This window comes from Candidatus Binatota bacterium (genome assembly GCA_012960245.1).
Lineage (GTDB): Bacteria > Desulfobacterota > Binatia > UBA1149 > UBA1149 > UBA1149.
In genome coordinates this window covers 43,778-56,001 of sequence record DUBO01000060.1, presented here as the reverse complement: position 1 = coordinate 56,001, position 12,224 = coordinate 43,778, and the positions used below count along the sequence as shown (strand labels likewise).

Here is a 12,224-nt window from a genome sequence, read left to right as displayed (position 1 = left end):
GCTACTCCAGGTAACCCAGCTGCTTTAATTCCTGTTTCAACTGGGGGTCAAGCTCCTCGATAGCTGCTTGCGTTCCCCGCCGTGGATGCGCGCCTGTCCAGCGGTGTAAGCGCTCAAACAAGCGATCTGCTTCGGGTGGCCGGCCGAGGTTGTCCTGCTCGCCCGGGTCTGATGACAGGTCATAGTATTCGCGTCGTCGCTGGTCCACCCAGTGTACGAGCTTGTCCCGGTCGCCAGTAATAGCGCGAACGTCTCCACCCTTTCTGCCGGATGGCCCGGAGACGCGACTCGAACCGGTTTCACTCACAACGTACTCAAACTCCGGCTTCCCGATGCCCGTGATCAGCCGCGCCAGCGACTCCCCGGAAAACCCCGCCCCGCCCAGTCCAACGAGATCAAGCAGCGTAGAAGCGACAGCCACCGACGCCGGTACTACCCCGGCGACGCGGGCCGGATCGACGCCGGGCACCCTGACCAGCAAGGGCACGCGCACAATCTCACGATAGAGCCGATAGAGGTGGAAGCAGTGGCCGTGTTCAAAAAACTCTTCGCCGTGATCCGAGGTGAACATAACTATGGTGGTATCGCCCAGGCCACGCTCCGAGAGCCCGGTGAGCAGGCGTCCAAAGGCACGATCGCCCCGGTGAATTGCGGCATCGTATTCGAGTATCCAACGGTCAAGGTCGGCGGGCCGCTCGCCGCTCTCACAGACCGAAGCCCAGCCCTTGCGCCGGGGCGAGTCCAGGCCAAGGGCAAGTCGGTCCTGGGGTTCGGAGCGATAAGGACGGTGGGGCTCGAAACCGTGCACGAAGAGAAAAAACGGCTTGTCGGCAGCGAGCGAGCCTACCCAGTCCAGGGCTGGCTCCACGTTTTCGCCCATCCGCTTGCCCGGGCTCTTGTAGAGGTCAAAACCACGGTCAAAGCCGAAACGCGCCGACATGTTGGCGCCACCGGTAAACGCGGCGGTCGCGTAGCCGCCTTCGCGCATACGTTCAGCCAGGGTGGGCAGGTCGCCTGGCATCTTTGCGTTCCCCTCCATGGAAATCACACCGTGTTCCGCGGGGTAGAGACCCGTGAACATCGAGATATGGGCAGGCCGGGTCCAGGCCGACTGTGACACAGCGTCCTTGAAAAGCACCGCCTCCTGCGCAAACAGATCCAGCTGCGGGGTGGTCGGTAATTCGTACCCGTAAGCACCCGTGTGGTCGGCACGGAGCGTGTCCATAGACACCAGTACAACATTGCAACCCTCGCAGACCGCCGCTTGTTCGCGGCGACAACCGGCCACCGGAATCAACAGGCCCAGGATGAGCAGGCAGGTCAGTGAGTGAAGAGTCGGACGGGGCATCCCGGCGAGAACTAGCGCCACCGCCTACAACAGGCAAGCCCCGGACTCGGGCCGACCAGGAGTCAGGCCGCGATCCGCGCCAGCGCTTCGAGCACAGTGTCGGGCGTAAGCAACTGCGGTAACAACTGGGGTTCTGAATCTCCCCTGCCATCGTACAACACGTACAGGGGAACACCGTCGCGACCGTAACGGCCGAGGGCCCGGGTGATGAGCGGGTCTCCCCGCGTCCAGTCGGCTTTCATCGCAACCACTCCCAGCTCGCGAAAACGCTCGGCGACACGCTGCGAAGAAAAAGCTACCGCCTCGTTGGCCTTGCAGCTCAGGCACCAGTCAGCCGTAAAATCGATGAACACCGGCCTGCCTTCAGCTCGCAAACGGTCGACCTCTTCCTGTGTCCATACGCGCCACTGAATAGCCCCCTCGGCGTACTCGCCTCCGGCCAGCGAACCAGCGCCAGCCGACCGGGAAAAGGGTTGAGCGGCTCCCTGCAGGGCCAGCAGCAGGGCCAGAATTGCCACGCCGAACGACGCGTACGCGCGAGGACGAGATTGCCCGTGCCCCCGCAGCCAGGCGGCAGCACCACCAAGAACGAAGGCCGCGAGCAGGTAAATAAGGCCTCCGTTGCCCACCTGCCCAGCAAACACCCACACCAGCCAGGCAGCGGCCAGGAACAGTGGAAAAGCCATCGCTTCCTTGAAGGTCTCCATCCAGGCGCCGGGTCTTGGTAGAAAGCGAAGTAACGTCGGACTGAACGAGAGCATGACGTAGGGCAAGGCCATGCCCAGCCCGAGAGCGGTAAAAACAGACATGGCTTCGAGCGGCGGGCGCTGGACAGCAAAACCCAGCGCCGCTCCCATGAAGGGCGCCGTGCAGGGAGTGGCAAGCACGGTCGCAAGTACCCCGCTCAGAAAAGACCCCTTGTAACCGCTCGTTCCGCCCTCCAGCTGACCGGCCGACGCCGTGAGCGAGTAACCTACGTCGAAGGTCCCCACGAGTTGCAGCGCCAGAGCGAATAAGAGCAAGGCCATGGCGGCCACGAACGCGGGCGATTGCAGTTGAAAACCCCAGCCCAGTTCCTGCCCCCCGGCCTTGAGCATAATCATAACGGCGGCGAGCGCCTGGAAAGAGAGCACAACACCGGCACCAAAAACCAGGCCGTGACGACGTACGGCCGCTGGTTCATCGCCGGCCATCGCCACGAAACTCAGTATCTTGAGCGACAGCACGGGGAACACACAGGGCATGAGATTGAGCACCAGGCCACCAGCGAGGGCCAGTAAAAGGGCCAGCATCAAGGTCATGTCAGAGACCGGCGGCGCCAACAATGAAGACAATGGGCCGCTGACAGTCTTCAGCTCAACGTCCAACTCCACGGCATCGTAGCGGGCCTGTCGGTTGCCCAACTGCTGCTTAGCGACCGTCGGCCACTTGAAGAGCAAGCGTGCAGATTCGGGAACCTCACTGCCCGCTTGCCGCGGTAGGGAGACGAGCAGGCCAGCGCCGCCGGGTTGGCTCCGCGCGGGCACATCGTCGTCTACAAGGCCCCTGGCCAGGGGAAAAACCTGAAGTTCGGACAAACTCGCGCCCAGAGATTCAGGCGGGCGCAAGGATACCTGAACGAAGTCATCGTAGACCTCTGCTGTGGCCGACCAGCCCTTTTCGCCGGCACTCGGAATAGACCTGCGCGCAGTGTCTATCTGCCCCCACCACGCCTCGTTGCTCATCGCCTGCATCGCCAGCACCGGTAGCTCCAGGGACAGATCCGCCTTGCCGGGGATGCAACGGTCTTTTCGACAAACAGTCCAGGCCGCCCGCGCGGCGGCCCGCAGCTGCCCGCCCGGCTCCAACTCGGCCGAGGTGGTGAGAGTGGAGAGCAACAATACCGGTTCGTCGTAGCCGTAGCTCACGAAGGAACCGTCCACAAAACGAGTAGGAGCAGGAAACTCCAGCTCTCCGCCCTGCAAACCTTCAGGTAACTGCCAGTCGAGGGTAGTAGGCAAACCCACGTCGCCGGGGTTTTTCCAGTAAACGTGCCAGCCCTCGCCCGGGGTCAACTTGAGAGCCACGTCAAAAGAGCTCCCGGGCTGCACGGTGTCCACTGCCGCAACCAGCTCCAGGCGCAGGTTCGGCGCCTCAACCACGTCGGCTGGCGAGTAACCCGGCAGCAGCAGCACCAGCAGCAGCAGAATGGTCGAAACGGCCCTCAACATCATCCCTGATTATACCAAGATCAGCCCCCCGCTGGCATCCCTTGTCTTCACCTAAGCCCGGGTGTGCCCGCAGTTACGCTCAGTTGTATTTGCAATCTCCCAACCTGCTGCTAAACGCTGCTGAATCAGCCCACTCAAACCATCTAGCGCGCTTCGGCCTTTGACCGGGCCAGCTGCAGCGGGGACCCAGTGACTACCCACCTCGAAGAACTACTAAAACACGACATTTCGGCCATCCGCGACAAGGTGCGCGAGATGGGAGACCTGGCGTTGCGGGCCCTCGAAGACTCGGTCAAGGCCCTCGTCGCGGCGGACACCACGCTGGCCTATTCGTGCATCCTGCGCGATTCGCGCATAGACGACCTCGAAAGCCGGGTTGACTCCATGACCGTAGATTTCATGGTCAGGCACATCCCCGTGGCAGCCCAGCTCAGGTTTGCCCACTCTGTGGCCAAGATCGTCAGTGAGCTGGAGCGGGTCGGTGATTACTCCGAAAGCATCAGCCGACAGGCCATCGAGATCAGCAACGTCGCGGATCGCCCCGACTTCGAAAAATTTGAAAAGCTCGCGGCCGTCGCAATTGAAATGCTCAGGCAGGCGCTGCGATCTTTTCTCGACGAGGACATCGAGCTTGCCGAAGAGACCAAGCACCTCGACGCAAAAGCCAACCGCTTACACCAGGAGATCTACGCGGACCTTGTAGCTTCGCATCCAAAAACAAAATCAGACATGTCGCTGTTGTTCTCGCTGCTGTCGGTGGCCAACCGTTTTGAGCGCGTGGCCGATCAGGCCGGCAACATCTGCGACGAGGTGGCCTACATCGTAAGCGGCAGGAACGTGCGGCACCGCTTGAGCAAGGACATCGGCATACTGTTCGTCTCGTCATCGAACTCCTGCAGGAGCCTCATGGCCGAGGCCATCGGCCGCACCATAGGTGGCGACCACATGCTATTCTCCTCGGCCGGCGTCGACGCCGGAGCCCCCGACCCCGAGGCAGTCAAATTCCTCACCGCGATGAGCATCGATGTTTCGAGCCACACGCCTACCGACCTCAGCTCCCTGGACAGCATCAAGCAGTACAAGGCCGTTGTCGCGCTGGGCGCAGAAGCTGCCGACGCACTGCCCCGCCTCGGTTACCGGACAATCGCACTCGAATGGGACGTGGCCAACCCGGCCACTGATAAGAAAACCAGCTACGAAGAAGTTTTCCATGTCCTGGTGGAACGCGTAACCAACCTGATCCACAGCCTGCACGGAACAACCAGTGCCGCTCTCGAAGAGGTAACCCACAAGTGATGCCCATCATCCCGGGCGAGCCCCGGTACCTGCTCTGCGCCGCGCTCATCGCCCTGACCGCCTGCAGCAGTTCGAACAGCGACCGCACGGTACTGCAGAACAAGGGGTCTGATACCCTGGTCAACGTGGCCCAGGCCTGGGCGGAGAACTACAGCCGCGTCAAGACCGACGTCGCCGTGGTGGTGAGCGGGGGAGGTTCGGGAACGGGCATCGCCGCCCTCATAAACGGCAAGGTCGACATTGCCAACGCCAGCCGCGAAATAAAATCCGAAGAACACGATTCGATGAAGGAAAACGGCCTGAACGCCGCTGTGCAGCACACCGTAGCCCGCGACGCCATCGTCGTCTTCGTTCATGAGAACAACCCGGCCGAGCAGCTATCCATACAACAGCTGGCCTGTGTTTACGGCGAGGGTGGCAAGTGCTCCACCTGGACCGACCTCGGCATCGAGGTGCCCGGTTGCGCGAAGCAGGAGATCATACGTATCAGCAGGCAGTCCAATTCAGGCACCTACGTTTTTTTCAGGGAAACCGTGCTCGGTAAAACCGGTGATTTCAAGCTCGGCTCGCGAGACATGCAGGGCAGCAAGGACGTTGTTGACCTGGTGACCCACACCCCCTGTGCCATCGGTTACAGCGGCATGGGTTACGCGAACGAGAAGCTTAAATCAGTCTGCATATCTACCAACGACGGCGAGGCCTGCGTATCTCCCAACGCCGAGACAGCGGCGTCGGGCGCTTACCCCATCGCGCGGGGCCTGTACATGTACACCATCGGAGAGGCCGACGGTGCAGCTAAGGATTATCTGGATTGGATCTTGTCGCCAGCGGGCCAGGCTATCGTCACGCAAAGCGGCTTCATCCCGGTCCACTGACGGCCCTTTAGACCGTCGCAGACGCGACAGCAAAACAGGACGTGAACCCACAACAGGCTACGTCACCCCCTGACGACGATCGCAAGGCGCGGGCCGGAAGCGTGTTCGAGCGCGTCATTGAATTCGCGATCAAGGCGAGCGGCTTCAGCGCGATCCTTTTTGTCTTCGCCATATTCTTCTTCGTATTCTCCACCGCGTCGGAGTTCATCTTCGAAAAAATGGACTTCGTGGAGTTCCTGACCAGCCCCGAGTGGTACCCGACTTCGCTGTCTAACAAGCGCTACGGTACCCTTGCCCTGCTCGCGGGTACCGTGAGCGTCACGGGACTGGCCATGCTCATCGCGGTTCCGCTTGGCCTCGGCTCGGCGCTCTTCATATCCGAGTTCACCAGTGGCTCGGTCAAAGAAGGCCTGAAAATCACCATCGAGCTGCTGGCCGCCATTCCCTCGGTGGTATGGGGATTCATTGGTCTGGCCGTGATGAATCCGCTGATAATCGAAGTATTCAACGCGCCCATCGGCCTTAACGTCCTAAACGGCGGGATCATACTGGGCTTGATGAGCGTGCCCATAATCGTGAGCATCGGCGAAGACGCGCTCAAGGCCGTGCCTGACTCTTTCCGCGAGGCATCGCTGGCCCTGGGTGCCACGCGTTGGCAGACAGCGTGCAAGGTGCTCTTTCCGGCCGCGCGCAGTGGCCTGCTGGCCGCCGTGCTGCTCGGTGTCGGCCGCGCCATCGGCGAGACCATGGCAGTGCTCATGGCCACCGGTCACGCGGTGCAGATTCCCGGTAGCCCACTGGATTCGGTTCGCACACTGACCGCGACCATCGCCGCCGAGCTGGGCGAGACGGCTGCCGGCAGCGATCACTACCAAGCCCTGTTCGCGGTCGGGGTCCTGCTCTTCCTGCTGACCTTCGGTGTCAACCTCGCGGCTGACCTCATCGTCAGGGGGCGGTCGTCACGATGAACGCCTCACCCTTTGCCACCAGCGCCCGCACCAATGCCAACCGGCGCGTTGAAAGCGTGGGCAAAACGGTACTGGCGGGAGTAACGGCGCTGCTTATCCTGCCTCTCACTGCCATCCTCGGCCTGCTGGTCATACGCGGCGCCCCCGCACTGAGCATGGAGTTCCTCCTGGAGGCGCCGACGGCGGGCATGACGGCCGGTGGCGTGTTCCCGGCCATAGTGGGTACGCTCTGGCTGGTGGGTGTCTCACTCGCAGTGTCGGCACCGGTAGGAATAATGGCGGGCATTTATTTGAACGAGTACGCCAAGGCGAACTGGCTGACACGCATGGTCAACCTCGCCATCGTAAACCTGGCGGGCGTCCCGAGCATAGTGCACGCCCTGTTCGGCGTGGGCGTGTTCGTACTCTTTCTCGGCCTTGGCACCAGCATACTCTCGGCCTCGTTGACCCTGGCCATCATGACCCTGCCGGTCATCATCGCGAGCACCAAGGAAGCGCTCGCTGCAGTGCCCATGGCCTTTCGCGAAGCCTGCTGGACACTTGGCGCGACCCGCTGGCAGACCATACGACACGTGGTACTGCCCAACTCGATCTCGGGGATACTCACCGGGGTCATCCTCCAGGTTTCGCGCGCTGCCGGCGAAACAGCCCCCATCATGTTTACCGGCGCGGCCTTCTACCTCCCCTTCCTTCCCCAGTCGGTCCAGGACCAGTGCATGGCGCTTTCGATGCACCTGTTCACGGTCTCGACCCAGGTACCCAACGTGCCCGAGGCTATCCCCTACGCTACCGCGCTCGTACTGCTAAGCGTGGTGCTACTGGTAAACCTGTTCGCGATCTCCTTTCGGACTTACCTCAGGAGAAACAGGAAGTGGTAAGCGCGTCGCCGATGATAGAGGTGGATAAGCTCAGCGTGAGCTACGCGGGCAAGCCGGCGCTCGACCAGCTGACCCTCGACGTGCGTCGCAATGAAATAATGGCTGTCATCGGGCCTGCCAATTCCGGCAAGACCACCTTGCTCAACTGCATAAACCGCATGATCGAAACCATTCCGCTTGCATCGGTCAGCGGCACCGTGAAGGTGGACGGACACGACGTAACCGAGTACCGCGACCCCTCGCTGCTGCGCCGCAGGATTGGCATGGTGTTTCCTCTCCCGGTGGGACTGCCCATGACCGTGTACGACAACGTGGCGTTTGCTCCCCGTATGGCGGGCGAAAAAAACAGCACGGTACTCGACGAAACAGTAGAGCGCTGTCTCAAGCAGTCGGCGCTATGGGATGAAGTCAAGGACAGGCTCGATGACCTCGGCACGCGCCTGTCAGGCGGTCAACAGCAGCGCCTCACCATAGCGCGGGCGCTTTCGCTGAACCCCGAGATTCTTTGCCTCGACGAATTTTCTATTGCCGTTGACCCGGTGACGACGATGAAGATCGAAGAAGTACTCAAGGAACTCAACGAGAATATGACCATCGTGCTCGTCACCAACCTCGTGCTCCAGGCCAAGCGCCTGGCACACCGTACGGCCCTGCTGCTCAACGGCAAGTTGGTGGAAGTGGGCGACAACGAGGTCATATTCTCCAGGCAGACCGCTGACGCGCGCACCTTTCAGTACGTGCAGGGATTGTTTGGCTGACGTGGGCGAGCACTGCATCAAGACCCGAGGGCTGAAACTGTTTTACGGGGAGTTCGAAGCGCTCAAGGGACTCGACATGCGCTTTCTCTCGGGCAGAATCAGTGCGCTCATCGGCCCGTCGGGTTGTGGGAAGACGACCTTGCTCCGCTGCTTCAACCGCATCAACGAGCGCTACGAGGGTGTGCGCACCGAGGGAGAAGTGGTCGTACAAGAGCACGACATATACTCCGCCGACACCGACCTGGTTGAGCTCAGAAAGAAAGTTGGCATGGTTTTCCAACGACCCAACCCACTGCCGCTCTCGGTACGCGACAACATACTCTACGGGCTTCGGTTACACTTCAGCCGAAAAGACCGAGACGCTTCTACCCTGGATGAAGCGTTGGAGACCTCGCTGCGCGCGGTTCACCTCTGGGACGATTTGAAGGATTCGCTGTCCACCCAGGCGACCACCCTGTCACTGGAAAAACAGCAGAAGCTCTGCATCGCGCGCCTGCTACCGCTCAAACCCGAGGTAATACTCATGGACGAGCCCTGCTCGGCCCTGGATCCTGATGCTACCGCGAAGGTAGAGGAACTCCTGCGCGACCTCGCAGGCGACTATTCCTTGGTCATAGTTACCCACAACATGGCCCAGGCCCGTCGCGTGAGTGATGAGTGCGCCTTCATGTTGCTGGGCGAACTGGTAGAAATGCGCCGAACCGAGGACCTTTTTGTTTCACCTCGAGACCAGCGCACTGCCGACTACATAGAAGGACGCTTCGGCTGAGCCCTGGGCGCAGTCCCCTGCGCGATCAACTGCAATCGAAATCCCGCGCTCCACGGGTTATCATCAACGCATGGACCTTCAAGCCCGAGACCGTCGTACCCTGGAAAAGTTGCTCGAGCAGCTTCACGTAGCGCTCCCCGATCAAGTCGAGTCGGTCTGCCTGTACGGCGATATATGCCGGCCCGACTACAACCGCCGCCGTACACCGCTGGCCTTGCTCATCTTGCTCACGGAAGTAACGCCCTCCGTGCTGAAAACGCTGAGGCCCCTGGTTTCGCGATGGCGCAGGCGCCGTGTCAGCGTGCCCCTGGTCATGGACCGGGCCTACATTGAGAGCTCGCTCGACGTGTTTCCCGTGGAGTTCCTCGAGCTGGCCGACGAGCACCAACTGGTGTGGGGTCAGAGCGACCCCCTCGCGGGCATAAGCGTTGACCGCGTTCACCTCAGGTTGCAGCTCGAGTCTCAATCGCGGGGCCGCATGCTGCATCTCTGGGAGGGCTTCCTCGGGGCGGGCCGTTCGGGGCGCCTCCTTAACGACCTGCTTTTCTCGGCGACCGCCGAAATGGAAGTTATTTTTCGCGGCATGCTGTACCTGCGTGACCTCCCCCGCCCGGAGAAACCAGTCGATCTCGTGGCCGCCGTCGAAGCGCAGTTTGAACTGCTGCTGCCCGCGCTGCGCGCCCTCGAAGTGGCCCGATCGATCGGCCGCGTGAACAGGAACGAACGCGAAGCGCTTGCCGACAGCGCCATGGCCGAAGTCCGTTCGGTGGTAAGGGCCATAGACGCACTGTGAAGCGTCCGGGCCAAGGGGAACCCCTGCTCAAACGTGCGACGGCGGCCGCGTTACTGGCCGTGCTTTGCCTGCTGCCCGCGGCTTCGGCTGCCCAGCCGCAGCTGGAAACCCCCATCCCCTCCCGGCCTGCGGCCGTCATCGACCTCGGCGAGCAATTATCACCGGCTGCCGAGCGTGCGCTCAACGCCCTGTCGCTCGAGCTCAAGCAGAAAACCGGCGCCGAGCTGGCTGTGCTCACAGTCCCCACGACCGCCCCGCTGGATGCTTTCGCCTACGGCCTCAAGGTGAGCGACGCCTGGAAACTCGGTAGCGCCGAAAAGGATGACGGCCTGTTGTTATTGATGGCCGTGGAGCAGCGACAGTTGAGATTCTTTACCGGCTACGGACTCGAGGGCCTGTTGCCCGACGGACGTCTCGGCGAAATCCTCGATCGTTACGCGATGCCCAACATCAGGGCCGGCAAAGTCGACGCCGGTATTTACAGCGCGGCGCTTGCCGCTGCCCAGCTTATCGCCACCGACGCGGGGGTTGCCCTGAGCGGCCAGGCAGCAGCAACGCCTGCTCGCCATTCGCGGAGGCGGGGATTCAATCCGTTTTCGCTGGTGTGGATTTTCTTCATGCTGCCGGGCATGTTCGGTAGACGGCGGCGCAGGGGATTGATGTACCTGCCCTTCCTCTTCGGGGGAGGCAGCGGCATGGGTGGCTTCGGTGGTGGACTGGGAGGCCTGGGTGGCGGCGGCGGCTTCGGAGGCGGCGGCGCTGGACGAGGATGGTAGAATGTTTTTGCCTGGAGGAATCGACGTGAGCGTAAAAGACAATGTCCCTGCAAACCCTGTTCGCGCTATGACCGCGGCGCTGCTGGCACTGGTGCTGGCGGCACCGCTGTCAGGTTGCGGCTACAACAAGCTCGTGGGGCAGGACGAAGCGGTTACCGCGGCCTGGGGTGAGGTAGACAACCAGCTCAAGCGGCGGAACGACCTCGTCCCGAACCTGGTCAACACGGTCAAGGGATACGCGGCCCACGAAAAAGAAGTACTGCTCAAGGTGACAGAAGCCCGGAGCAGGGTAGCCGGCGCCGGCACTCCATCGGAATCCATGCAGGCGTCAAACGAATTGAGCTCGGCGCTTTCACGGCTGCTGGTGGTCATGGAGCGCTATCCCGACCTCAAGGCGAACCAGAACTTCATTCGCCTGCAGGACGAGCTGGCGGGCACTGAAAATCGGCTGTCGGTGGCGCGGATGCGCTACAACGAATCGGTGCGGGCCTACAACACCACGCGGCGGCGTTTTCCGACCAATTTCATTGCCAACGCGTTTGACTTCGAGGGGCGCGACTACTTTGAAACACCGGAAGAAGAAAAATCCGTGCCGGAAGTCAAGTTCTGAACGCGCCCGCCGGAACCATCAGTGCAACGAGTGTTGCGGGTCTGAGCCTTCCTCTATGGCGCCGAACTTGGCCTCGTAACGAGACAGGTTATCGGTCAGCGCGCGCACGACGCGTTTCAGGTGCTCGGGCGACGTAACTACCCGTGACTTCAGCGACGCCACCGGCTGACCCTCCGGCCCCGCTTGTGGCTGAACGAACAGCCAGTCGAGCACGAACTCGCCCTTGCGGTGATTCACCATCATGAGGTTGGAGTAGACTTCGCTGCTGCCGTTCTTGTCTGGATGAACTATCAGTTGACGGGACGCCCTGTCCCCCGCCGGCTTTCCTTCTTCGCTCACTGTTATCCCCCTTGCTCGGTCTATTCAGGCGACGGCAGCCTGTTCTTCTTCGGCCAGCACAATATCGCTGAAATTGGCGGCTACGCGGCCCGTCACCCCCGAGTAGAACTCGCGTATGAGGTCCATGTCCTCGCCTACGCGGCCGGTGACTTCTATCTCCGGGCCGACACGACCAATCTTCCGCCCGTAATCGAGAAAGGTCGGCACGATGGGTACCCCCGAGTGCCTGGCTATGTGGTAAAAACCCGATCGCCAACTCGAGCGGTAAGAGCGCGTCCCCTCGGCGGGTATGAGCAACCTGAGAAAATCGGTTTCGTCAAACGCGGCCTTCATCTGATCGACCATGCCGGAACCACTGTCGCGGTAAACAGGGATACCGCCTATGCGCCGCATCAAACCGGAGAACGGCGGCCTGAACATGGGCGCCTTGCCCATCCACGAAACCCCAAGGCCCAAGCCCCAGTTCATGAGCAGCATGTAATAGAAATCCCAGTTCGAAGTATGCGGCGCCGCGATTATAACGCAACGGGTAGACTCGGGCACGACACCTTCGAGTTTCCAACCGGCTAGCTTCAGGAAGAGGCGCGACACGCGTGCAACCATC

12 protein-coding genes and 1 pseudogene are annotated in these 12,224 nt (G+C 61.5%); 8 read left to right on the top strand and 5 right to left on the bottom strand.

All coding sequences use genetic code 11. The annotated features are described in order from the left end of the window. Window position 1 precedes the first annotated feature (1 nt). Entirely contained in the window at window positions 2-1,348 is a 1,347-nt protein-coding gene (locus tag EYQ35_12040) for a hypothetical protein (protein HIF64864.1), read from the bottom strand. A 62-nt stretch (window positions 1,349-1,410) separates the two neighbouring features. Further along, entirely contained in the window at window positions 1,411-3,561 is a 2,151-nt protein-coding gene (locus EYQ35_12035) for a DUF255 domain-containing protein (GenBank protein ID HIF64863.1), read from the bottom strand. A gap of 186 nt (window positions 3,562-3,747) precedes the next feature. Between EYQ35_12035 and phoU the strand changes: the two genes are divergently transcribed. The 7 genes from phoU (at window position 3,748) to EYQ35_12000 (ending at window position 9,895) form a co-directional block, all read left to right on the top strand. Next, window positions 3,748-4,854 carry a phosphate signaling complex protein PhoU gene (gene phoU, locus EYQ35_12030; GenBank protein ID HIF64862.1) on the top strand — a complete coding sequence of 369 codons (1,107 nt, stop codon included), beginning with the start codon at window positions 3,748-3,750 and terminating at the stop codon, window positions 4,852-4,854. Next, complete coding sequence (locus EYQ35_12025) at window positions 4,854-5,729, top strand: phosphate ABC transporter substrate-binding protein (protein HIF64861.1); 876 nt, start codon at window positions 4,854-4,856, stop codon at window positions 5,727-5,729. Before phoU ends, EYQ35_12025 begins: the two co-directional genes overlap by 1 nt. 101 nt (window positions 5,730-5,830) lie before the next feature. After that, window positions 5,831-6,697 carry a phosphate ABC transporter permease subunit PstC gene (gene pstC, locus EYQ35_12020; protein ID HIF64860.1) on the top strand — a complete coding sequence of 289 codons (867 nt, stop codon included), beginning with the start codon at window positions 5,831-5,833 and terminating at the stop codon, window positions 6,695-6,697. Continuing rightward, complete coding sequence (gene pstA, locus EYQ35_12015; GenBank protein HIF64859.1) at window positions 6,694-7,575, top strand: phosphate ABC transporter permease PstA; 882 nt, start codon at window positions 6,694-6,696, stop codon at window positions 7,573-7,575. Before pstC ends, pstA begins: the two co-directional genes overlap by 4 nt. An 11-nt stretch (window positions 7,576-7,586) precedes the next feature. Then, on the top strand, window positions 7,587-8,333 hold the full coding sequence (locus EYQ35_12010; protein ID HIF64858.1) for a phosphate ABC transporter ATP-binding protein: 747 nt from the start codon (window positions 7,587-7,589) through the stop codon (window positions 8,331-8,333). A gap of 76 nt (window positions 8,334-8,409) precedes the next feature. Continuing rightward, window positions 8,410-9,102, top strand: a complete 693-nt coding sequence (locus EYQ35_12005; GenBank protein HIF64857.1) for a phosphate ABC transporter ATP-binding protein — start codon at window positions 8,410-8,412, stop codon at window positions 9,100-9,102. Window positions 9,103-9,172: 70 nt separating this feature from the next. Next, on the top strand, window positions 9,173-9,895 hold the full coding sequence (locus EYQ35_12000) for a hypothetical protein (protein HIF64856.1): 723 nt from the start codon (window positions 9,173-9,175) through the stop codon (window positions 9,893-9,895). 679 nt (window positions 9,896-10,574) lie between these two features. Here EYQ35_12000 and EYQ35_11995 read toward each other — a convergent pair. Further along, window positions 10,575-10,664: pseudogene (locus EYQ35_11995) on the bottom strand (DUF2497 domain-containing protein). 74 nt (window positions 10,665-10,738) lie between these two features. Between EYQ35_11995 and EYQ35_11990 the strand changes: the two are divergent. After that, window positions 10,739-11,281 (top strand): LemA family protein, encoded by a 543-nt coding sequence (locus EYQ35_11990; GenBank protein HIF64855.1) that lies wholly within the window; start codon window positions 10,739-10,741, stop codon window positions 11,279-11,281. A gap of 18 nt (window positions 11,282-11,299) precedes the next feature. Here the strand turns inward: EYQ35_11990 and EYQ35_11985 are convergent, their stop codons facing one another. Beyond that, a complete protein-coding gene (locus EYQ35_11985) occupies window positions 11,300-11,620 on the bottom strand; it encodes a DUF3467 domain-containing protein (GenBank protein HIF64854.1) in 321 nt (106 codons plus the stop codon). A 24-nt stretch (window positions 11,621-11,644) separates the two neighbouring features. Continuing rightward, window positions 11,645-12,223 (bottom strand): acyltransferase, encoded by a 579-nt coding sequence (locus EYQ35_11980; protein HIF64853.1) that lies wholly within the window; start codon window positions 12,221-12,223, stop codon window positions 11,645-11,647. Window position 12,224: the final 1 nt, after the last annotated feature.